This is a genomic window from Planctomycetaceae bacterium, from assembly GCA_039680605.1.
In the GTDB taxonomy this organism is placed as follows: Bacteria; Planctomycetota; Phycisphaerae; order SM23-33; family SM23-33; genus JAJFUU01.
The window spans coordinates 1-20,658 of sequence record JBDKTA010000048.1 but is presented as its reverse complement, the minus strand read 5'-3'; the positions used below and the strand labels follow the sequence as shown (position 1 = coordinate 20,658).

Here is a 20,658-nt window from a genome sequence, read left to right as displayed (position 1 = left end):
CTCAGCGGCCTCAGCGGCTAATTCGCACACAGCCTTAGAGCGGAAAGATGAAATACTTGACGGGCTGCTGTCCGGTGATGCCGTAGCTGATGGCCCCGGCGATCATCCACAGGGCCCCGCCGACCAGGTCGCCGGCGATCACGCCGATCATGAAGATTCGCAGCGACTGCCACGAGACGCCGTACTTCAGGGCCATCCGCTTGATCAGCCAGCCCAGCAGGAACGAGTAGGCCATCTCCTGCAGGGCGCCGGTGCCCCAGACCAGCAGCAGGATCGGGTGCAGCGGCCACCAGGCGTAGCGCGTCCGCAGCCAGGCCAGCATCAGCACGGCGCCGAATCCCAGGCCCATCGACCAGAGGAACTTGCTGTCGGGCTTGATGTGCGTCAGGCGCTGCCAGAGCGTCAGGTTCTGGGAATTGAGCAACACGGCGGTGCTCTTGAGTTCGGTGAAGGAGTTGGCCAGGTACTCGAAGGTTCCCGAGGGCGGGTTGGCGATGGTGCTGGCTTCGTTGGGCGTGTTGCCCATCTTGAAGCCCCAGTTGTAGTCCACCCACAGACCGAAGGGAACTGCCACGACGGTGATAGCCACCAGCGCCAGGACGCTGACGGCCCCGACGCGCCCGGCCAGGATGTTGTTGTAGCGGCAGATCCGCAGACCGTTGAGGATCATCGGCATCAGGCAGTCGCGCCGGTCGAAGCTCAGCACCGGGTAGAAGATGCCGATCATCGCCAGGTTCTTGAGCCCCAGGGCCTCGGCCCCGAAGAGCCCCACCAGCACCGCCATCGGCTGCCACCAGCTCTGCACGAGCACCAGGCCGCTCTCGACGTTGATGCGCGCGAAGACGAGGAACCCCAGCAGGAACAAGCCCACCGCCATGGCGGCGAAAGGCCAGTCCAGGCCCATCTTCGACAGGATCAGCACCAGCAGACCAAAGCAGATAACGAAGATTCGCCCGGCCCAGGCCTCGTAAGGTCGCACTTCGCCGTCACGTCCGAACCCGAAGATCCGCCCCAGTAACTGCGCGTAGTAGCGCCGCCCGAGGTAGAGGATGGTCACGCCCACGGCCAGGAAGCTTCCGGCCATCTGCCACCCCAGGACGCCGCCGTCGAGGTAGCTCCAGTTGAGGTTGACGCCGTTCTCGGTACACAGGACGCCCACCAGCAAAAACGGGATAGCCGATATGCCCAGCGAGAAGCTGACGTTCTCGTTGATGAAGCAGGCGAAGGCGATGATGGTCGGCCACAGGGCCACATGCACCAGCCCGAACCCCCAGACGCCGCTGCCCAGGGTCGGGTATCGCTGGAGCAGTTCGAAGAAATCGTACACCATCGGGATGCTGATGAAGCGCCCGTTGGTCCAGGTGTTGAGACCGTTGGCCAGGTGGATGGCGAAGACCGCGATGGCCCCGACCAGGAAGAGATGATGGCGGAAGAGCCCGCCGGCCGGCGGGTTCTCGTCGGTGCCCATGAAGGCGGCAGCGACCTGCGCGATCGGGTACGGCAGGCGTTCGTTCTCGGCCCATTGGCGCCGGACCATCAGGGCCATGCAGATCGAGGCGATGGAGTACAGCAGGATGATGGGCATCCAGGTGGCCAGGGGCCCGCGCCACTGCCCCCAGGGAACGTCTGACAACCCGATGCTCGGCGAGTCGGGGCTCTTGCGCAGGCCGCGGTAGGCCTCGGCGAGGCTTTCGTCATACTTGCCGTCGTTGACCAGCAGGTAAGACGGGACCTGCTGCATCGCCTGGGCCTTGTTCCATCGGACATTTCCGTGGTTGATCAGAACGGGCATGAAGGTCCCGCGGCTCCAGAATCGCATCAGCCCCGTGCCCAGGAGGCTGCACCCGATGAGCATGATCGCCGCGATGACCGACAGTTCGCCGCTGGTGAGGCGCCAACCGCCGCCGAGGCGCTTCATCAGCGGATTGATCGCCCCGAAGACCACCAGCGGAAAGAATACGACGATCGGAAAGAAATGGTTGGCGAAATGCGCCAGGTTGGCGACCTGGCTGGCGAAATAGCCTACCGTGACGACAAACATCGCCCCCAGCAGGCCCAGGATGGTCGCTCGTAAGGTCATGCGGAACTAGTCAGTGTGGCTCCGTTATCGGCTGTGCGTGACGCGCATGATACTTCATCGAGCCATCCAAAGGCAACCCGCTGCCCAAAAACCCCGCCCGCGAATGGGGTCTGTCGGAACCGGGAATCGGGAGAATTAAGCCGCTGAGGTCGCTGAGGATGTGAAGAGACAAAACAACTTCTTCCCTCTGCGACCTCAGCGACCTCTGCGGCTAATTTCGTCCTCTCGTTTCTCTTCGGGCTCGGGGACGGGGAGTGCGGGATTACGCGGATTGAGAGGATTAAGAGGATTAAAACAAAGACCGGGACGGGGCCGGGGATGGGGACGGGGAGCGTTCTTTTCGTCCTCCTCGTCGTCCTCGTCCTCGTCGTCGGTTGTTTCTTTTCTTCCCTCTGCGACCTCAGCGACCTCTGCGGCTAATTTCGATCCTGCTTTGTGGCAAGTTGTTTTGCGATTGGGGCTTGAATCGGCCGGGGTGAGCGAGTATCTGGTGCCATAGAGGAAAATCGTTACCCTCCCGCGAACCGGCCTTCTTCTGGCCTTATTGGAGAACGCACTGATGTGGACCAAGCCCTACGGCAGGACGGGAAAGAATGTTTCGGCGATCGGCTTTGGCGGGATGCGATTCCCCAAGCCCGAGGACATCGACGCCAGTGCCGAACTGGTGCTGCACGCACACCGGCGCGGAATCAACTACTTCGACACCGCCCCGGGCTACTGCAGCGACAAGAGCGAAGACATCATGGCCGCGGCGATCAAGCACATGCCGCGCGACTCGTTCTATATCTCCACCAAGACCTTCGCCGCCAAAACCGAGGACATGCGAGCGGCCATTGAGAAATCGCTCAAGCGCCTCGGCGTCGACCAGATCGACTTTTATCACATGTGGTGCCTCAACAAGGAAGGCGACTACCAGAGCCGCCGCGACGAAGGCGCCGTCAAGGCCATGCTCCAGGCCAAGGAAGAAGGGCTCATCGGCCACGTGGTCGCCTCGTCGCACCTGTCGGGTCCGCTGCTGAAAGATGTGCTGGCCGAGGGCGTCTTCGAGGGCGTGCTGCTGGGATACTGCGCCGCCAACTTCTCCTATCGCCAGGAAGCCGTCGACGCCGCCGGCGCCATGGGCCTGGGCGTGGCGGCTATGAACCCCCTCGGCGGCGGGCTGCTCGCCCAGCACGCCAAGACGTTCGATTTCATCCGCGGACCGGCCGACCGGTCCGTCGTCGAGGCGGCCTTGCGGTTCGTCGTGTCGGACCCGTCCATCTCGACGGCGCTGGTGGGCTTTTCGAGCGTCGAGCAGATCGACCAGGCCGTCGCGGCGGTGGAAAACTTCCGCCCGTACGAGGCAGCCGCCATGGAACGCCTTCGCGGCGAGATTCTCGGCAAATTCGACGGATTCTGCACCGGCTGTGGATACTGCCTGCCCTGCCCCAACGACGTGCCGATCCCGCAGTTCATGGAGACGCGCGACGTGATGCGACTGCAGAACGACCCCGACCAGTCCGTGCCGCGTCTGCGATGGCACTGGGTGGTCGATCCCGAAAGCGGCACCAAGTGCAGCGATTGCGGCGCCTGCGAAGACCGCTGCACCCAGCACCTGCCCATCCGTGAAAGGCTCAAGGAAGTTCTCGAAGCCGCCAGCGCCTGGGAGAAAAAGCAGAAGGGATAGCCCGGATATTTCACCACAGAGATCGCAGAGACCGCAGAGCGATTGCGCGGACGGGCCGGGGGGTGCCATGGCGGCCGTTGTCAAGCCGCCATGTCCCTGATCGTTCCCCCTGCCACAATGGGCGGGTGGCATGGCGATACACGTTTCTGTTTCTCGTGGGTCGCCATGATGGTCAGCGCACAAGGATCAGTCTACCGCCAATTCGGGCTTGCTCTTGTCGATGGCGAAGTAAGGCCGGTTGCAGGCGGGGCAATGTTTCAACTCGTCGGGGTTCCGGATTTCGAGGAACGGCCCCTTGCAGGTGGGGCAGGCGTGGATGGTCATGATCTTGCCTGTCTGGGCGTCCCAGACCTCGCCCAGCGGCGCCGGGCGGGGGATGACTTTGATCCGGGCCTTCATATCGGCGGGGATGTTGTCCCGCGTCCAACTGAGGTAGACGAACTTCTTGCACGCGCGGCAGTATCCGCCAACCTGGTTGAAGAACATGCCTCCCCCGAAAAGCACCTGCGCTTCGTGCCCGCAGCCCTTCTGCGCCGCTCCGGCGTTGCCTTCTTGGCTCTGGCATTTCATGCTCAGACCTCGTCCGGCATAGACGGCCGCCGTAATCAAGAGGCACGTTATCAGCGCGAGCATCATAATCCTTTTTGTCATGTTACGCGTCCTTGTGATAAGGGGGCTGCCCGCACCATCCCGGCGGCGGTCTGGTATTAGATGCGCAAGCAAAGGGGCGGTTCCAGAAAAACACAATGAATCTCGATTCTGCCGGGTGGCATGGCGACACACGTTTCTGTTTCTTGTGGGTCGCCATGATGCTCAGCGCACGAACGCCCATGGCGACTGCCGCCGATAGATCAAGCCGCTGAGGTCGCTGAGGACGCTGAGGCTGTAAAAAGACAAAACTACTTCTTCCCTCTGCGACCTCCGCGACCTCAGCAGCTAATTTGCCCCCCGGTCTCGGTGAACTCTGTGTGCATCGTTGTATCCTTCCTTCCGCCCATGGCGACCCGCTTCGCGTGTCGCCATGCCACCCCGCCCTACCGTTCTCATCCCCATCTTCTCGTTTTTCTCTGCGCCTCTGTGGTAAGTTTCTTGGGGGTCGGGGGCCAACGCGCGGGGCAAGCCCCGCCGCTAACTGGGTGGCATGGCAACACACGTTTTGGTTTCTGGTGGGTCGCCATGCCACCCCGTCCCCATCATTCCATTCTTCCATCATTCCGCCTCTTCCAGCGCCGCGCCCATCTGCTCCCATTGGGCGTACAGCTCGCGGAGCTGAACGTCGCCGGCGGCGTAGTCGGCCCCCAGCGCGCGGACGCGCTCCAGATCCCCTGCCGCCGAGGCGGCTGATATCTCTTCGCTCATCGTCTTGAGCTTGTCTTCCAGGGCGTGGATGCGCGTCTCGGTCTGCTCGAACTGGCGCTGGATCTTCTTGATCTTGTTGGCGGCCTTGCGACGCTGCTTCTCCTGGTCGCGGCGCTGGTCGTACTGTTCGAGGCGGTCAGTCTTGGCCGCGTCCTTGCCTTTTTCGCCGACGGGCATGGTCCCGCCGGCGGTCTCGACCTTGTCGCGCCAGGCGAGGTACTTGTTCCAGTCGCCCTTGAGTTCGGTGATGGCCCCGTCGTGCATGGCCCAGATGTGGCTGGCCAGGGCCTGGATCAGGTAGCGGTCGTGGCTGACGAAAATCACCGTGCCCTCGAACTCGCCCAGCACCTCCTGGAGCACTTCCTGCGAGTGAATGTCCAGGTGGTTGGTCGGTTCGTCCATCACCAGCACGTTGGCGTCGGCGAGCATCAGCCGCGCCAGCACCACGCGGCTGCGCTGCCCGCCCGAGAGCTGGTCGATGCGCTTGAAGGCGTCCTCCTCCCCCATCAGCAGCCCGCCCAGCAGCGAGCGGGCCTTGTACTCGCTGACGCCCGGGTCGCCCTGGCGCACGGCGTCGACGGCCGTCATGTCGGCCACCAGCTCCGCGTGCGTCTGCGAGAGATACCCCACGCGCACGCCGGCGCCGAGGCTCACCTTGCCGCCCAGCGCCGGCAGCTTGCCCAGGATCGTCCGCAGCAGCGTGGTCTTGCCGCAGCCGTTTGGCCCGACGATCGCCACGCGCTGCCCGCGCTGGATCTCGAGCTTCTCGACGTGCACCAGCGGAGCGGCCGCGTCGTATCCGGCTTGCAGGTCCGCCAGGCGCAGCACGAAATCGCCCGTGCGCACGCCGGGGTTGAACTTGACCGAGATGTGCTGGTGCTCGCGCGGCTTGGGGATCGCCTCGGTCTTCATGAACCGCTCGAGGCGCGTGCGGCGGCCCTTGGCTTCCTTGGACCGCTGACCGGCCAGGAAGCGGCGGATGAAGTCTTCCGTCTCGGCGATGTACTCCTGCTGGGCCTGCCAGCGGCGCATGCGCTCCTTGAACCGCTCGTCGCGCTGCGTGAGATAGTGCGAGTAGTTGCCGCGGTAGCACTCGACGGCCGCGGCGGAAACCTCCCACGTGCGGGTGGTGACGCGGTCGAGGAAGTACCGGTCGTGCGAGACGACGATGATCGCCCCGGCGAAGCTCTGCAGGTATTCCTCGAGCCACTCGACGGTCTGGTAGTCCAGGTGGTTGGTCGGCTCGTCCAGCAGCAGCACGTCGGGGTCTTCCAGCAACAACCGCCCCAGGTACGCCCGCGTGCGCTGCCCGCCCGAAAGCTGCGACAGCGGGCGGTCCCACACCTCCCGCTCGAAGCTCAGCCCCGACAGCACCTGCTCGATCTTGCGGCCGTACGTGTACCCGCCGCGGACCTCGAACTCGTGCTGCAGGCGGCCGTACCGGTCCATGAGCGTCTCGTCGCTGGAACTTTCGATCGCCGCGGCGAGGCGGTGGACCTCCTCCTCCAGCCGGTGCAGATCGGCGAAGACCGCCAGCATGGCCTCGTGCAGCGAGGCGCCTTCGAGCGCCGGCGGGTCCTGCGGAAGATACCCGATCCGCAACCCGTTCTTGCGGTCGATGGTGCCCTCGGTGGGCCCTTCAAGCCCAGCCAGAATGCGGATCAGCGTCGTCTTGCCCTGCCCGTTAGGCCCGACCAGCCCCACCCGCTCAGCCGGCGCCAGACTCACATGAACGTTCGTCAAAACGTCCACGTCCGACCAGCTCTTGCTGACAGCATTGGTTGTGATCAACGACATTCAAGCACCGTCTTACGCGTCCGCCCCCCCCCCGCCGCCGGAGGCCTGCTCCGCGCGAAAGCATGATTGTAGCGTCCGGCGACTGCTATTGCTCATACTCGTTGGTCTTGTTCGTCATTCTCTTACTTACCCCGGCGCGAGTTCGAAATGTCGGTAAGTCCCGGTGCGAACGGGTTTGTAACCAGCGGCAAGATCATCGGAACCAAATGGCTGTCAGAGCGTCTAATCGTGCAGTTGAGAATAGGAGATGCCCCATGCGCAAGAACTGGGTGGTCGTGCTGCTGCTAGCACAGTTGGCTCTGGCTGGCAATCCTGAATTGCGACCCGCCAGACAACCTGCCGAATGGGCCGTTGCCGAGAACAATCCAATCGTCCAGATCTACGTCGGCCAGACGACCCCTGAGGGAACGGAGTTGGTCTTCGAGCTATCGAGCATGCACTTCTACAGTAACCAAAGGCTATATGGATGCATCTTCGTCAGTGGACAGATCGCCTACATCAAGGAATACAACAAGGAAGACAGCTACGTGCGGGCGGCGGTGAAGTTGGCGGCTGGCGACGAGGAACTTATCGCCTATTCCGGCGTCATCAAGGCCATTGAGAAGATCGATCCAAACGACCATGCTGCCCTCTGGAAGGCGTTTGTCAACTCACCGCACACGCCTTTCCGCGCAAAACTGAGCAGCCTACCGCAGTGGTATGTGATCAATCCCATCAACGCGAGGAAAGTGACGACTCAGCCGATGGCTCCAGCCGAATCATCTGGCGCAGGAGGCTATCCGTATCTCAAGCCAGAGGAACGCCCAATCAAGGCGAAGGAAGCACTCGACCCAGTCACGGGGGACAAGACACGCTTCCGGGCAGTATGGGGCTTGGCCATTAGCGGCTATTCGCGAGAAAGCGCGGAGGCGTTGGCGATCATTGCCTCAGACAGCAAGTATGACGCCACCACGCGCGGATACGCCGGGATGGGTCTAAGCAACTTTTCCAACGCGATACCCAAGGGCATCCGCCAAGCAGCCCTTGACCGGTTGTATGGTGCGCTGAGTGTCGAAAGGGAGAAACTGCCCGATGGCGTAATGCGGACGCTGATCAACTGGGGGGCTGCTGACAGAGTCCGACAGGCACTCGGTGAAAAGCTGCTCGGCCATCGCATGGAGATCGATGTTCTTCAACGCATCGATTCGCGGGAAGAAGCCGTCGCCAGGCTGATGGAGCTACACAAGGCGGCAGCGGACGTAACGGGCAGCATCGGTTGGACCCAACGCTGGCATGTTGGAGCGGCCTTGATTGATCGACAGGACAAGTGTGGCATCGATATTCTGATCGAGTGCCTGACGGTCAAAGAGCCTTGGCCGATCGACAACCCTTCGCCACAGGCGAAAGAATCCAATGCGGCATCCTTCCGTCAGTCGCTCCACAATACCTTCACACGTCTAGCCACGATCTTCGATGACCGCTTTGGGTACGAGGCAGGCGGGACGTGGACTCCTCAGCTCGACGACGCGATACCAAAGATGGTCGAGTGGTGGATGGCCCGTCGCCAGACGTGGAGCTTTGAAGAGGCCAGTTTGACGGATCTGCCGACGCTGGAGAAGGACAAGGCGCTGACCAAGCGACAGGCACGTGTCTTGGCCGCCAAACTTGCCAACGACGCCTTTGCCGAGCGGACGTTCAAGCACGCCAATGGCAAGCCGGTCGGCAAGATCGAGATTACCCCCGAATCGTTCAATGAAGTGATCCAGAAGGATGGCCGATGGGTGCTGCGAATGGTCCGGTCGCGTGGGCCGGAAGCCTTCGTCAAGTTCGACAGCGACGGCCTAAATCGGACGGTAGTCGTCAACTATGCCTTGCGATGATGCCGCTGCTCCGAGTGAGTCGAGTTCGAAATCACAGTCAGAGAGTTCGGGGCGATCTTCGGGCCAAGGGCCAAAGAGGCAACGGTCTAACAAGCGCTTCAGCCGTTCCATGTCGCCTTGTGCCAGGGCAATCTTCTTGGCGTGGGGCCAGCCTTTTGAGTTGGCGTTGGCGGGATTCTGCGGCAGAACGGGTGACGCGAGGTCTGCGGGCCAATCTTTACTCGCACAACCGATCTGGAGGTGCTATCTTCGCCCTCATGTCGGCTGGAACATCGAGCGGTGACCGTTTTGCCAATTGGCTTTCTCGCCACGGCGTCGCGTTGTCGAGTTTTGCTCCTGATGCGCCGCTGGATGATCTGGAGCCGCTCAAAGACATGATTGGCCACGCGCGGGTGGTGGCGATCGGCGAGAGTTCCCATTTCATCCGCGAATATTGGCTGATGCGGCAGCGGATACTTCGGTTCCTGGTCGAGCGATGCGGGTTTACGATTTTCGCGTTTGAGTTCGGCTTCAGCGAAGGCGTCGCTGTCGATGCCTGGGCGCGCGGCGGCGGTGCGGACGGCGACCTGGACCAACTCGTCGCGGGGATGTTGCCCCTGGGATTCGCCGAACAGTTACGGTGGCTGCGTCGACATAATGCCGACGCCGCAAGTGCCGTTCGTTTTGCAGGAGTCGACATCCCCGCCGCAGGCGGATCGCTGCTGCCCGCGCTGGAGCCGCTGGCTGACTATGTTCGCAAGGTTGACCCGGAGTCCATGCCCCGGCTGGAGAAAGCGCTGGGCATTGCGAGCAAGGTTGCGGGCAGTTCAATGGCTACGGCATCACCGGCATGGGCCCGGCTCAACGCCGCTGAACAGAACGCCTTGACGAGCGTGCTCGCGCGGCTTCTGATCCGCTTCCGCGCCGCGGCGGTGCTCTACATCAGCCGCAGCGATCAGTCGAGCTATGATATCGCCCTGCGACGACTCGAAGCGGCCTGCTGCGCCGACTATCACTTCTCCGCGATGGCCGACCTGTATGCGGGGCGCGGGTTGACGGCCGACACCACCGACAGGGAAATCTACATGGCCGAGTCGGTGCAGTGGCACCTGGATCACGCCCCCGATTCGCGCATGGTCCTGCAAGCACACAACGCACATATTCAGAAGACCGCGATCAGCTATGACGGCCGGCTTTCCGCGTTCCCGATGGGCCAGCACCTCGGGCGGGCGATGGGCGAGGATTACTTTGCCATTGCCCTTACCAGCACCAGCGGTCAGACCGCCGACATGCTCCTGGACGAGAACGCAGAGTTTGGCTTTGCCATCAAGAGCCAACCGGTCCCGCCGCCAGAAGAAGGCAGCGTTGAAAAGGCATTTGTCGACGCGGGGCTGGGTCTGGCGATTGCCGACCTGCGTACCGCGCCGCGCGACGGCCAGGGGGCTCCCGATCGAATCCAGATGCAGGGAGCTTTCCTGCAGACTCCCGTACTGGATGCCTTCGACGCGGTAGTCAACGTTCCGGATACCACCGTGGTCACTTCGCGGGTATCCTCTATGTCATGACTTCCAGGCAGACCACGCATCTGAAACTGGCCGCAATTGTGGCGGGCATTGTCGTCTTGATCCTTGTGCCGTACTTCCTCTGGCACAGGGCGATGGATGCCTATTTCGAGTCGGCGGAGTTTGCCGCATGGGTCGCGTCGGCAAGACCGTACGCGTGGGCTGTCGCCATCGCCCTGCTGGTTGCGGACCTGTTTTTGCCGATACCGGCCGCTCCGGTGGTGGCGGCGACGGGGGTCATTTACGGCACCTTCTGGGGAGGGGTGGTCGGGGCGGCGGGGTCGGTTCTGGCCGGGCTGGTGGCGTACGCGCTGGCGCGTGTGGCCGGGCGCAAGGCGGCCAGGTTCCTGGCCAGCGAAGAGGAGATGGCCGACCTCCAGCGTTTCTTCGACACCTGGGGCGTCGGCGGAATCATCGCCTCGCGCGCCCTGCCCGTCATGCCCGAAGTCCTGACCTTCATGGCGGGCCTGGCCGGGATGCACCGCGGACGCTTCGTGTCGGCGCTGTGCGTCGGATCCGTTCCGATGGGCTTCCTGCTGGCCTGGGCCGGCAGCGCCACGGCTGCCTCGTCGGAGCTGCTGTTGGTTCTGACGCTGGTGCCGGCCGCACTGTGGTGCGCCTACCTGGTCTGGGCTCAGTGGAACAATTGCACGAGAAAGGTGAAGCATTGAAGCAGGATCACGACATGAAGCACGGCATTGCACGACGAGACGTCCTGAAACTCATCGCCGCCGGCGCGGCTGGCGCGGGGCTGGCCGGGTTAGATTCCGCGGCGGTCGCTTTCGCATCCTCCGCCGGCAAGATGCCCAAGCGCTCCCTCGGCAAGACCGGGGTCGAAGTGAGTATCCTGGCCTTGGGCGGCCAGAGCGCGCTGACGGATTTTGCCGACGATGAGATGGCCGGGCGATTCGTCAACGACTGCATCGACGCGGGGATCACGTACCTGGACACCGCACCGATGTACGGCCGCCAGGACGACCCCCGCAACAGCGAACGCCGCTTCGGCAAGGCGATCGGCCGCCGCCGCAAGGATGTCTACCTGGCGACCAAGACGCTCGAGCGCGACGCCGACAAGGCGATGCGCGACATCGAGACGAGCCTCAAGCTGCTCCAAACCGATCATCTGGACTGCCTGCAAATCCACAGCATAACAGCCGCCGAGGACCTCGCCCGCCTGGGCAAACCCGACGGCATCTACACGCTTGTGCGGAAGCTGCGGGATCAGAAGGTGATCCGCTTCATCGGCGTGACCGGCCACTGCGGCGCCGAGCGGATGAAGCAGGCCGTCGAGATGTACGAGTTCGACACGTTGCTGGCAACCTTCAACCCCACAAAAAACGGGCTCGCGTGCGAGGAGACGCTCCTGCCGGCCGCCCAGAAGCAGAAGCTCGGCATCATCGCGATGAAAGTCATGGGCGGAACCCCGCAGTACAGCCGCAAGGGCACGCAGGGCCTGCCCGGCCTTCTCGTCGGCGGCGAGGCCGGCAAAACCTCGCCGGAAAACCTGCTGCGCTACGCGCTGTCGCTGCCGATCCACGTCGTCGTCAACGGCATCTACGACCGCAAGCAACTCCAGCAGAACACGGCTGTGTGCTACGACTTCCAACCAATGAAAGACTCCCAACGCCGCGAGTTGCAGAAGTCACTCCGCGACAGCGACCTGCACCTGTCCTACCTCCGCCCCGAGCACGTGTTTGCCTGAAGAGAAATCCGTCTCTGCGCAGAATCTTCAGGGCTTCTGAAAAAGGTATATCGCCCAGCCCATGCAGTTGCGGCCGTAGCGGAGATAGGCGTCGCGATTCCTGCGGGTGCTGCGGAGCAGGGCCTCTACGTCGGGATCGTCCCGGTGGGCGGCGGCATATTGCTCGGCGGCGCGCCATTGGAGCCCCTCGTAGCGGTCCCAGTCGTCCGGGTTGGCCACCAGAGTATAGAGCAGAGCGAGGCCGACGTCCTCGCCAACGGCCACGTTGCCGGCATGGGTTCCGCACAGGCTCAGATCAGAGCCCGTGAGCTTGAGGTATTCCGGGTCGGGGTCGGCCGCCCAGAACGGCTCGCCCACGAGCACCAGGCCGCCGGGGCGGGTCATCTTCGTCAAGACCTCCAGCGTGCCCTTGTGATTCCCGTACACCCACGAGCCCCCGATGCACGATGCCAAGTCCAGACTCTCCGGCGCATCGGGCTGGTACTGGCCGCCGTCCATGTGGAGCAACTCGATGCGGCCGCCCAGGCCGCGGGCCTGCACGTTCTCGCGGGCCGCCGCAATGGTATAGGGCGAAAGCTCGACGCCCGTGGCCGTCACGCCGTACGCCTCGGCCACCAGGCACAGGAACTCCGCTTTGCCGCAGGCCACGTCCAAGACGCGTCCGCCATCCGCCAGCCGCAGCAGCCCCACGAGCTCCCGCGTCTTCTCCAGGCTCAAGGGATTCATAACCGTGTGGTCAGTGTGAGTGATGCCAAAGTACTTCCACATGTCCATGCCGAGGTCCATAGCCGACTCCTTTCTATCGTTGCGACTGGCATGCCGTCTGATCTTCATTAACCCCTGTTGACGGCTTACCCCCCCCAGTCGATGCTCATACTAATGCTCCCAGCCCGGCCACGCAACACGACGCCCGATGCGATCTCGGTTCGATCCGGTCGTCCAGTTCGTGGCGCATTGCGGGCTCCTTGCGGAAGCGCCCACAACGGCCTTCGCTTAGCGACCGGCACGCTGTCTGGCTGGGTTGGTGTTGCTCGTCCTTCTCTTACTTACCCGGCGCGAGTTCGAAATGGCGGTAGGATGCGGAAGCAACCGGCTGTTGCCGGACGAATCGCGCTGGACATCTCCCGCCAACACAGCCGATAATGAGCACTATGGAAGCCCAACCATCAACATCAGGGGCGATCGGGCGACTTCGCCAGACTACTGCTGCGTTGTGCCTGCTGGTTGCAGCCGTGGCCGCGATCGGCTTGGGGCTGGAAATCGCTAATCGACTCCGGTTGTTCTGGTTCACCTACAATAGCCAGCCGGGAATGAACCATGTTGCCGATGGTTACTTCTCGATGGTCTATTTGGCAAGCGCTGCGGCAATGGTAATGGGCCTCGCGGCGGCTTGGATGTTTCACAGACGGCTATGGCGAGTGACGGCAGGTAGTTTCGGTGCGCTGAACTTGGCTTTGTGCGCGGCGTTCCTGGTCCTGCATCAGACAGCGATGCTGGTAACGTACAGCGAATTCGTCACCATCTACGGACCATGAGGGGGGAAGCATTGAAGCGAATTTCCTATGGGTTGCTGACGCTCGTTTGTCTTGTGCTTGCTGGCTGCGATTCGGGGAGCGGGCCTTCTTCGGCCAACATGCCACAGGAGATGTTTCAATACACCATCCAGAATCCCATTTCCGCCAGCATCACCAACCTGCAAGGTGTCGGGGACACATGGCAGGGCTATAGCCTTTATCTGCGGTTCAACGCATCCAAGGCGGACATCGACGCGGTGATTGCCCAAGGGTTTAAGCCCGCCACCTGGGCATCCATTTCCTTCCGCTTCAAGCTTCCTGCCGGGTACGACCGTTTCACGCCAGCCTGGGACCCGGCATCTATCTCCACGAAAGAATGCTACGAACTGAGCGACGTAAAGAACGGCTGGACCCACCAGGGCACACATTACCTCGTGATCGACCGCAGCACCAGAACCGTCTACTTCTACGGCATCGGCGCGTGATTCGCTCGGCCTGCTGGCGTAAATTGCTCATGGTCCCGGTGCGGACGGGTCTGTTAACCACTGGCGAGCTGTTCACCGGAGAGTCAGAGAGTTTGGGCCGTTGCCCTTCGACTCGCTCATTTGCTCGCTCAGGACTTTGCTCTTGGCGGGGCGAAAGGTTCCTTAGAGTCTCTTCAACAGCGCCAAGTCTCCGGCCATGAGAGCTTGTTTCTTTCGGCGAGTCCAGCCTTTGAGTTGTCGTTCCCGTGCTTCGGCAGCCGCGCGGGTGGGATGAGCCTCGTGCCATGCCAGGCGGAGGGGCGGATTGTACTTGGTGTAGTGGCCGCCGCGGCCGGTGAAATGCTCACTGCAGCGACGCTCGAGGTCATTGGTTACGCCGACGTAGTACGCACCATCGCGACAGAGGAGGATGTAAACGTGCCAGACTGCTTCGACTCGCTGGGCTCGCTCAGCATCCTGAGCGAGCGCCGCGATCAGGGAATGCTTCGACTCACTTCGTTCGCTCAGCATCCTTCGACTCGCTTCCCCAGGATACAGTTTCCCTGACTCTACGCCGTGCAGCCGTGAGGACGAAGTCCTGAGCGAGCGCAGCGAGTCGAAGGACTCCCCGACTAGGATTTGAACCTAGAACCTAGCGGTTAACAGCCGCTCGCTCTACCATTGAGCTATCGGGGAAGGTAGTCACTCCCGGCCTCGGGGCCGGAAGGTATTATCATCACTATATCGGCCGGTTCTGTCAAGAGGGTTAAGCGCGGCATGTGCAAAAGTCGCACCTGCCCCAGCGAGGGCAAGATGCCCTCGGCACGCGCGGGCGAGACGCCCGCGACACGATCCGACAGGTGGCACAGGCTTTCCAGCCTGTGGCCTCACAGCCTGGAAAGGCTGTGCCACCCACTCACGCGAAGAGAGCTTCGACGAACTGGTCCGGGTCGAAGGGTTCCACGTCTTCGTAGGTCTCGCCGAGGCCGACGAACTTTACGGGGATGTTCACCTCGGAGCGGATGGCTACCACGATGCCGCCTTTGGCGGTGCCGTCGAGCTTGGCCAGGAAGATGCCCGTCACGTCGATGGCCTTGGAGAAGACCTTGGCCTGGTTGATGGCGTTCTGGCCGGTCGTGGCGTCGACCACCAGCAGCACCTCGTGCGGGGCGCCGGGGATCTTGCGGGCCACCACGTCGCGAATCTTCGTCAGCTCGCGCATCAGGTGGTCCTGCGTGTGAAGCCGCCCGGCCGTGTCCACCAGCAGAATGTCCGCCCCGCGGGCCGTCGCCGCGTCGCAGGCGTCGAAGACCACGGCCGCCGGGTCGGCGCCCTTGCCGGCGACGATCTCGACGCCGATGCGCCCCGCCCAGATGGTGAGCTGCTCGACGGCCGCGGCGCGGAACGTGTCCGCCGCGGCGAGCACGACCTTCTTGCCCTCGGACTTGAACTGGTAGGCGAGCTTGGCCACGGAGGTGGTCTTGCCCGCTCCGTTGACGCCGGCGACCATCACGACGGTGGGCCCCTGTGCGGCCAGCCGCAGGGAGCGGTCGGCGGGCGGCCAATATTTCTTGAGCTCGTCCTTGAGGAACCCGATGGCGTCGTCGCCCTTCTCGATGCGTTTGTCCTTAAAGGCCGCTTCGAGATCGGAGCAGATCTTGGTGGCCGCCGCGACGCCGATGTCGGCCTGGATGAGCTCGGCCTCGATGTCGTCCAGCAGAGCATGGTCGAGCTTTCGCCCCGTCAGCAGCGACTTGAGCGAGCCGACAAATTTCTGCCGCGTCCGGGCCAGCCCGGCGGCGAGCTTCTCGATTGCTTTTCTGAACAAAGCCACTTTGGAACTCCAAATCCTAAGTCCTAAGCTCTAAATCCTAAACAAGAACCAAATTCAAAAACTCTAATCACCAAAACACGCCGCGATACCATCCCGGTTTTGATCATTTGATTTTGTCTGTTTTGAATTTGCTTAGTATTTCGATATTAGAGTTTAGGGTTTTTCTTTCGATCATTCGATTTGTCCTTTTGAATTTGTTTAGGATTTAGGATTTAGTGTTTAGGATTTTCTTTCTTCTTCCAAACCCAATTCCCTCGCCACCGCGTCCAGGATGCCGTTGATGAATCTCGGGCTTTCGGCGGTGGAAAACTCCTGGGCCAGCTTGATGCCTTCGGTGATGGCGACCTTGGCGGGCGTGCGGCCGTCGATCATCTCGGCGATCGTCAGTCGCAGCACGTTTCGGTCGACCATCGCCAGGCGCTGCAGGTCCCAGTGTTTGGCGTGGCGGGTCATGATGGCGTCGGCCTCGTCGCGTCGCTGCAGCGCCACGTCGAGCATTTTGGCGGCCTCATTGCGCGTGGCGGGGTCTTCGTCGCTGTCGGCGAAGAATTCCCTGAGGTTCGGGCGAGCCGCGGGTCCCTGCACGTCGAGGCAGCAGAGCCCCTGAAGGGCCAGGCGTCTTGCGCGATGGCGGGCTAGCACAGCGTTACTTGCCCCGCTTGGTCGCGCTGGGCAACTGGCTGATGAGGTTGGCCATTTCCAGAGCGGCCGCGGCGGCGGCGGCGCCCTTGTTGCCGCTCTTGGCGCCGGCGCGGTCGACGGCCTGCTCGACAGTGTCGCACGTCAGCACGCCGAAGATGCACGGCACGGAGGTGCTCATCGAGGCCATCGCCACGCCCTTGGCGACTTCCGAGGCGACGTACTGATAATGGTCGGTCCCGCCGCGGATGACGGCCCCGAGGCAGATGACGGCCGCGTATCGCTTGGTGGCCGCGAGCTGCTGGGCCAGCACGGGGATCTCGAAGGCCCCCGGCGACCAGACGACGTCGATATCGTCGTCCTTGACGTCATGGCGCACCAGGCCGTCGAGGCAGCCTTCCAGGAGCTTGCCGGTGACGAACTCATTGAAGCGGCTGACGATGATGGCGAACTTGGCGCCGGCCGGCGCCACCAGATTGCCTTGATATACGTTCATGCTGCGGCTCCTCGGGTTTGGGACCGTGTCGCGGTCGTCTCGCCCGCGCGTGGCGAAGGCATCTTGCCTTCGCATGGTTTATCGCATTGCGCGGGCGGGCCGCCCGCGACACGCGCGGACAGGATGTCCGCCACACGAAAACCACCGATCCAGCGATGTCGTACTATACGCCGGTTCTCAGGCGATGGCAATGTTTTGCAGCGCCAGGAACGTCAGCAGATGCACCAGTTGCGTCAGGGCGTTGCCCGCCAGCAGGGCGCGCCGCGTGAGCCCGCCCCCGAGCCGGCACAGGATCAGCGTTCCAACGATGGCCGCGGCGATGCTCGCGCCGGCCATCGTCAGTTGCGCCCCTTCGCCCATGTATCCGTAGTAGCCCATGCTGGCCGCCAGGGCGATGGCCAGCCACAAGGCCGTCGCGCCGGGCCCGCACGAGCGGGCGAACGTCGCCATCGGGGCAGACGTGCCGCCCTTGCCGTCGGGTTCGGCCGGAGGTTTCTTGCAGAACTGGCAAACCGCCAGCATGGACCAGCAGCCCCACAGCGGCATGAGGATCAGCACGCGGTAAATCTTGCACTGCGGGCGGATGCCCGCTATCGGCTGCCACATCGCCCACTCGCTGCGCGACCAATCGGCCTTGAGGTGAAACATCGCCGCGAACATCAGGATCAGCAGCGCCGCCCCGCACAGGGACCGCACCGTCGCGTCGCGACCGAACAGCGTTTCCACCAGCGACGCCAGAGCCCGCCGCAGCGGCCAGGCGACGATCGCCGCCAATGTGACAGCCGCCGGCATGGCCAGTTCCGAATTGCCCACGCCGCCGAAGAGCTCCCACGACGCCCCCCACAGCCATGCCGCGCCCACGCCCCAGACGGCGGCCGCCAGCATCAGCGCAAACCCCGTGTTGGCAAATCGCCCGGGCGGTTCGGCCGCGAGGCGCTCGTCGCCCATCACCAGCAGGTCGTGCCCGGAGCGGTCGAGCAGCCGCCGCGGATTGATCAGTGACAGTAGTGACATTGCTATCTACTCAAGGCGCAGTGATTTTCGATTTCCAATTTACAATTTCCAATTGAACAACAAACCGGGCAGCGCGGAACCAACTCCCTCCACCCGGTTCTTGCTTGCAGCGTTAGCGGCGGGGCTTGCCCCGCGCGTTCGCACCAAAACAATTCGACCACAGAGACACAGAGAACACAGAGCAGCTTTGTATTGCTTTTTGACGGCCGTCGAATCTGCCGCGACGCATAATTCATCGGCCTCCTGCGCGGTCGATGGCTTCGCGCAGCGCGGGGGGCAGGAACCGGTCCTGGAGCTCCGGCCGGCCCGCCAAGGCCTTGGCCACGGCCGTGGCCTGTTCGGCCGGCGGCGCGGTCGAGTCCAGAAACAGCACGCTCTTGCCGTTGAGGCGCACGAGGTCTGCGGCAGAGGCCCCATCGCCGGGGCGCCCGGCGATGCAGCGCACCGTGATCTCCAGGCTCTCGGCCAGAGCGATCAGCGCGTCCAGTTGTGCCCCGCCGTCCATGGTCAGATGCTTCCTTCGTAACGTCCTCGGCCGGGAACTTCGTAGCACGGGCGTCTCGCCCGTGAGTCGCATGGCCGTCCCGGCCATGCCCCGGCAGTTTGAACGGGCGAGACGCCCGTGCTACTCATGGGCAAGATGCCCATGCTGCTTCCCGAGGGGATGCCTTCAAGGAAATCGGCTCGAAACCCGATAACATAATAGAGCATTTGTGCGGCCGGCGGAAGCGCCGGTCGATGGTGAAACCGCGTCGCACTAAAGGATTCGCCGGAGTGTCCGCTATTTCTGCATCCAGTACAGACTCTCATCAGGAGCAGGTGACCCGCCTGGAGGCGCAGGTTCAGGCGTTGACGAACCAGTTGCGTCACGCTCAGCGCCTCGCGACGATCGGGACCGTCGCGGCGATGGTCGCCCACGAGTTCAACAACATTCTCACGCCGATCCTCAACTACGCCACGCTGGCCAAACGCAACCCCTCGCTGACGGACAAGGCCCTGACCCACGCCGCTACCGGCGGCGCGCGGGCGGCAGAGATCTGCCAGGCGATCCTGGGCATCAGCGGCCCGGGCGAGGCCCAGGCCCAGCACGTCAACGTGCGACAGGCCGTGCAGGACGTGCTGGCCGCGATGGCGCGCGAACCGGCCAAGGACCGCATCGACCTGGCACTCGACGTGCCGGAAGATTTGACGGTGCTCGCCCGGCCGGTCGAACTGCACCAGGTGCTGCTGAATCTGCTGATGAACGCCCGTACGGCGTTGCTGGGCAGCAAAGGCCCGCGCAGGCTCGCGGTCAAGGCCTGGACCGAGGGCGGCCGCACCGTCGTGCAGGTGTCCGACAATGGCCCGGGGATCGCCCCGGAGAATCTGCCGCTGATCTTCGACCCCTTCTTCACCACCGGCCAGCGCCCCGACGGCTCGGGCGGCAACGGTCTGGGCCTGGCCGTCTGCCGCGAGATCGTCACCGCCGCCGGCGGAACGATCGAAGCCCAAAGCCAACCCGGCGCCGGCGCGTCCTTCACCCTGACGCTGAATCCATAACACATGGGAGCCTGGTCATGAAGAAAGCGTTCACTCTGGTGGAGTTGCTGGTTGTCGTCGTGGCGGTATCGATGCTGGTGGCCGTGATGTTCTATGGCAGCGGCTGCGGGATCGGCAATGCGATCAGCGAAGCGCGGAAAAGTGCGTGCCAGGCGAATCTCAAGATCATCGGCGGGGCCTTCCGGGAATATGAACTAAAGAATGCCAGGTTCGCGCGCATCCGCGGCCATGTCAGCGGCGATGCAGCAGCCAAGTATGAGCCAGCCGGCACCAGCGACAAGCTCGAAGACGTTGCGGTCGCTCCGATGAACGAGATCTGGGTGCTCGTCGAGAGAGCCTTGATTCCCGAGAACATCCTCAAGTGCGGCGGCGACAAGGACTGGAAGCCGCGCATGGTCGACGGAACGACCATCAAGATCAACGGCTGGTCGTCCGACACGCAGTTCTCGTACGGAATCCAGTTCCCCTACGACAAGAACCTCCAGGGCACCCGAAGCGCGGCCAATCCTTCGATCAGTCCGGAAAAAGGCGGGTTCACTGCCAACAGCGTGTTCATGGCCGACATGGCCAAGCGCGGCGCGGCCGACCCGGTCGTGAAGAAGTCCGACGATCTTCAAAATCACCGCGACGGCATCTCCTACCTGACGCGGGGCGGCACCGTAGGCTTTCACACAAGGCCCACTCCCGACTCGGTCATCCACGGCGACGAGATCTACGCCGATGCCCTCAGCGGCGACGGCATCTGTCCGGCCAACTCCCCAGCCGACTCGGTGATTTGCCCCGGCGCGATCGACGGAAAATGATAAAGAGCCTCGCTGCCTTTGTGGTTAAACGCCGCCACCGGACCGCTCATTCCTTCTGCAGGACCGCTTCAGCGGTCTTCGTCCCGTTTACTTCTCCTTTTTTTTGGGGGGGCGGCATGGAGCTTTTGACGAACCCCACCGGCCCCAGCGGTCTGCGTATATTTTCGCTGCGGCGAAGCGCCCGGGCAAGGGCCTGCTCGTCTTTTCCGTCGCACGCTGCACAATTCACAGGTCGCCCCTTTTGAGGCGACGTTGCCGATCTTCGGCTAGCTGCGCCTGGAACAGAGCCTTGGGACTGCCGGGCTGAGGGCGGACGATCGGGCGAAAGGGGCGGGCGATGGGCTGCGCGAC

19 protein-coding genes and 1 tRNA gene are annotated in these 20,658 nt (G+C 63.1%); 9 read left to right on the top strand and 11 right to left on the bottom strand.

Annotated elements, in window-relative coordinates; all coding sequences use genetic code 11:
* Positions 1 to 34: 34 nt before the first annotated feature.
* Entirely contained in the window at positions 35 to 2,080 is a 2,046-nt protein-coding gene (locus ABFD92_14425; GenBank protein MEN6505732.1) for a DUF6785 family protein, read from the bottom strand.
* A 559-nt stretch (positions 2,081 to 2,639) separates the two neighbouring features.
* Between ABFD92_14425 and ABFD92_14420 the strand changes: the two genes are divergently transcribed.
* Positions 2,640 to 3,746, top strand: coding sequence for an aldo/keto reductase (locus ABFD92_14420; protein ID MEN6505731.1), 1,107 nt, complete (start codon positions 2,640 to 2,642; stop codon positions 3,744 to 3,746).
* A 186-nt stretch (positions 3,747 to 3,932) separates the two neighbouring features.
* Here ABFD92_14420 and ABFD92_14415 read toward each other — a convergent pair whose 3' ends face one another.
* Both ABFD92_14415 and abc-f read right to left on the bottom strand, forming a co-directional pair.
* Positions 3,933 to 4,397, bottom strand: coding sequence for a hypothetical protein (locus ABFD92_14415; GenBank protein MEN6505730.1), 465 nt, complete (start codon positions 4,395 to 4,397; stop codon positions 3,933 to 3,935).
* 558 nt (positions 4,398 to 4,955) lie between these two features.
* On the bottom strand, positions 4,956 to 6,902 hold the full coding sequence (abc-f, locus tag ABFD92_14410; GenBank protein MEN6505729.1) for a ribosomal protection-like ABC-F family protein: 1,947 nt from the start codon (positions 6,900 to 6,902) through the stop codon (positions 4,956 to 4,958).
* Between the two features lie 254 nt (positions 6,903 to 7,156).
* Here abc-f and ABFD92_14405 point away from each other — a divergent pair, with 254 nt between their 5' ends.
* The 4 genes from ABFD92_14405 to ABFD92_14390 all read left to right on the top strand — a co-directional run bounded on the left by ABFD92_14405 (position 7,157) and on the right by ABFD92_14390 (position 12,004).
* Positions 7,157 to 8,761, top strand: a complete 1,605-nt coding sequence (locus ABFD92_14405; GenBank protein MEN6505728.1) for a hypothetical protein — start codon at positions 7,157 to 7,159, stop codon at positions 8,759 to 8,761.
* 257 nt (positions 8,762 to 9,018) lie between these two features.
* Positions 9,019 to 10,305, top strand: a complete 1,287-nt coding sequence (locus ABFD92_14400; protein ID MEN6505727.1) for an erythromycin esterase family protein — start codon at positions 9,019 to 9,021, stop codon at positions 10,303 to 10,305.
* Complete coding sequence (locus ABFD92_14395) at positions 10,302 to 10,973, top strand: VTT domain-containing protein (protein MEN6505726.1); 672 nt, start codon at positions 10,302 to 10,304, stop codon at positions 10,971 to 10,973. Before ABFD92_14400 ends, ABFD92_14395 begins: the two co-directional genes overlap by 4 nt.
* Positions 10,974 to 10,987: 14 nt before the next feature.
* Complete coding sequence (locus tag ABFD92_14390; protein MEN6505725.1) at positions 10,988 to 12,004, top strand: aldo/keto reductase; 1,017 nt, start codon at positions 10,988 to 10,990, stop codon at positions 12,002 to 12,004.
* Between the two features lie 27 nt (positions 12,005 to 12,031).
* Here the strand turns inward: ABFD92_14390 and ABFD92_14385 are convergent, their stop codons facing one another.
* A complete protein-coding gene (locus tag ABFD92_14385; GenBank protein MEN6505724.1) occupies positions 12,032 to 12,790 on the bottom strand; it encodes a class I SAM-dependent methyltransferase in 759 nt (252 codons plus the stop codon).
* 365 nt (positions 12,791 to 13,155) lie between these two features.
* On the opposite strand from ABFD92_14385, the gene ABFD92_14380 reads away from it, so the two are divergent.
* Positions 13,156 to 13,539 (top strand): hypothetical protein, encoded by a 384-nt coding sequence (locus ABFD92_14380; GenBank protein ID MEN6505723.1) that lies wholly within the window; start codon positions 13,156 to 13,158, stop codon positions 13,537 to 13,539.
* 11 nt (positions 13,540 to 13,550) lie between these two features.
* On the top strand, positions 13,551 to 14,003 hold the full coding sequence (locus ABFD92_14375) for a hypothetical protein (protein ID MEN6505722.1): 453 nt from the start codon (positions 13,551 to 13,553) through the stop codon (positions 14,001 to 14,003).
* Positions 14,004 to 14,165: 162 nt separating this feature from the next.
* On the opposite strand, the gene ABFD92_14370 is transcribed toward ABFD92_14375, so the two are convergent.
* The 7 genes from ABFD92_14370 to ABFD92_14340 all read right to left on the bottom strand — a co-directional run bounded on the left by ABFD92_14370 (position 14,166) and on the right by ABFD92_14340 (position 18,470).
* On the bottom strand, positions 14,166 to 14,513 hold the full coding sequence (locus tag ABFD92_14370; GenBank protein ID MEN6505721.1) for a GIY-YIG nuclease family protein: 348 nt from the start codon (positions 14,511 to 14,513) through the stop codon (positions 14,166 to 14,168).
* A gap of 93 nt (positions 14,514 to 14,606) precedes the next feature.
* Positions 14,607 to 14,678: transfer RNA gene (locus ABFD92_14365), tRNA-Asn, on the bottom strand.
* Positions 14,679 to 14,898: 220 nt separating this feature from the next.
* The gene (ftsY, locus tag ABFD92_14360) at positions 14,899 to 15,816 is read right to left on the bottom strand and encodes a signal recognition particle-docking protein FtsY (GenBank protein ID MEN6505720.1); all 918 of its coding nucleotides are present in this window, start codon (positions 15,814 to 15,816) and stop codon (positions 14,899 to 14,901) included.
* Positions 15,817 to 16,035: 219 nt separating this feature from the next.
* On the bottom strand, positions 16,036 to 16,458 hold the full coding sequence (nusB, locus tag ABFD92_14355) for a transcription antitermination factor NusB (protein MEN6505719.1): 423 nt from the start codon (positions 16,456 to 16,458) through the stop codon (positions 16,036 to 16,038).
* Positions 16,459 to 16,462: 4 nt separating this feature from the next.
* Positions 16,463 to 16,951: a 6,7-dimethyl-8-ribityllumazine synthase gene (gene ribE, locus ABFD92_14350; protein MEN6505718.1), complete on the bottom strand. Its 489-nt coding sequence runs from the start codon at positions 16,949 to 16,951 to the stop codon at positions 16,463 to 16,465.
* Positions 16,952 to 17,128: 177 nt separating this feature from the next.
* Positions 17,129 to 17,965 carry a hypothetical protein gene (locus ABFD92_14345; protein MEN6505717.1) on the bottom strand — a complete coding sequence of 279 codons (837 nt, stop codon included), beginning with the start codon at positions 17,963 to 17,965 and terminating at the stop codon, positions 17,129 to 17,131.
* Positions 17,966 to 18,197: 232 nt separating this feature from the next.
* Entirely contained in the window at positions 18,198 to 18,470 is a 273-nt protein-coding gene (locus ABFD92_14340) for a hypothetical protein (protein ID MEN6505716.1), read from the bottom strand.
* A 314-nt stretch (positions 18,471 to 18,784) separates the two neighbouring features.
* Here ABFD92_14340 and ABFD92_14335 point away from each other — a divergent pair, with 314 nt between their 5' ends.
* The gene (locus tag ABFD92_14335) at positions 18,785 to 19,504 is read left to right on the top strand and encodes an ATP-binding protein (protein ID MEN6505715.1); all 720 of its coding nucleotides are present in this window, start codon (positions 18,785 to 18,787) and stop codon (positions 19,502 to 19,504) included.
* Between the two features lie 17 nt (positions 19,505 to 19,521).
* Positions 19,522 to 20,307, top strand: coding sequence for a prepilin-type N-terminal cleavage/methylation domain-containing protein (locus tag ABFD92_14330; protein ID MEN6505714.1), 786 nt, complete (start codon positions 19,522 to 19,524; stop codon positions 20,305 to 20,307).
* Positions 20,308 to 20,658: the final 351 nt, after the last annotated feature.

What these genes read in the sequence shown, in the direction of transcription:
- ABFD92_14370 (MEN6505721.1), bottom strand. Translation starts at nt 14,513, where the DNA reads ATGCTGAGCGAACGAAGTGAGTCGAAGCATTCCCTGATCGCGGCGCTC.
- ABFD92_14385 (MEN6505724.1), bottom strand. Translation starts at nt 12,790, where the DNA reads ATGGACCTCGGCATGGACATGTGGAAGTACTTTGGCATCACTCACACT.
- ABFD92_14405 (MEN6505728.1), top strand. Translation starts at nt 7,157, where the DNA reads ATGCGCAAGAACTGGGTGGTCGTGCTGCTGCTAGCACAGTTGGCTCTG.
- ABFD92_14390 (MEN6505725.1), top strand. Translation starts at nt 10,988, where the DNA reads ATGAAGCACGGCATTGCACGACGAGACGTCCTGAAACTCATCGCCGCC.
- ABFD92_14420 (MEN6505731.1), top strand. Translation starts at nt 2,640, where the DNA reads ATGTGGACCAAGCCCTACGGCAGGACGGGAAAGAATGTTTCGGCGATC.
- ABFD92_14380 (MEN6505723.1), top strand. Translation starts at nt 13,156, where the DNA reads ATGGAAGCCCAACCATCAACATCAGGGGCGATCGGGCGACTTCGCCAG.
- ABFD92_14400 (MEN6505727.1), top strand. Translation starts at nt 9,019, where the DNA reads ATGTCGGCTGGAACATCGAGCGGTGACCGTTTTGCCAATTGGCTTTCT.
- ABFD92_14340 (MEN6505716.1), bottom strand. Translation starts at nt 18,470, where the DNA reads ATGGACGGCGGGGCACAACTGGACGCGCTGATCGCTCTGGCCGAGAGC.
- ABFD92_14395 (MEN6505726.1), top strand. Translation starts at nt 10,302, where the DNA reads ATGACTTCCAGGCAGACCACGCATCTGAAACTGGCCGCAATTGTGGCG.
- abc-f (MEN6505729.1), bottom strand. Translation starts at nt 6,902, where the DNA reads ATGTCGTTGATCACAACCAATGCTGTCAGCAAGAGCTGGTCGGACGTG.
- ABFD92_14415 (MEN6505730.1), bottom strand. Translation starts at nt 4,397, where the DNA reads ATGACAAAAAGGATTATGATGCTCGCGCTGATAACGTGCCTCTTGATT.
- ABFD92_14345 (MEN6505717.1), bottom strand. Translation starts at nt 17,965, where the DNA reads ATGTCACTACTGTCACTGATCAATCCGCGGCGGCTGCTCGACCGCTCC.
- ABFD92_14330 (MEN6505714.1), top strand. Translation starts at nt 19,522, where the DNA reads ATGAAGAAAGCGTTCACTCTGGTGGAGTTGCTGGTTGTCGTCGTGGCG.
- ABFD92_14425 (MEN6505732.1), bottom strand. Translation starts at nt 2,080, where the DNA reads ATGACCTTACGAGCGACCATCCTGGGCCTGCTGGGGGCGATGTTTGTC.
- ribE (MEN6505718.1), bottom strand. Translation starts at nt 16,951, where the DNA reads ATGAACGTATATCAAGGCAATCTGGTGGCGCCGGCCGGCGCCAAGTTC.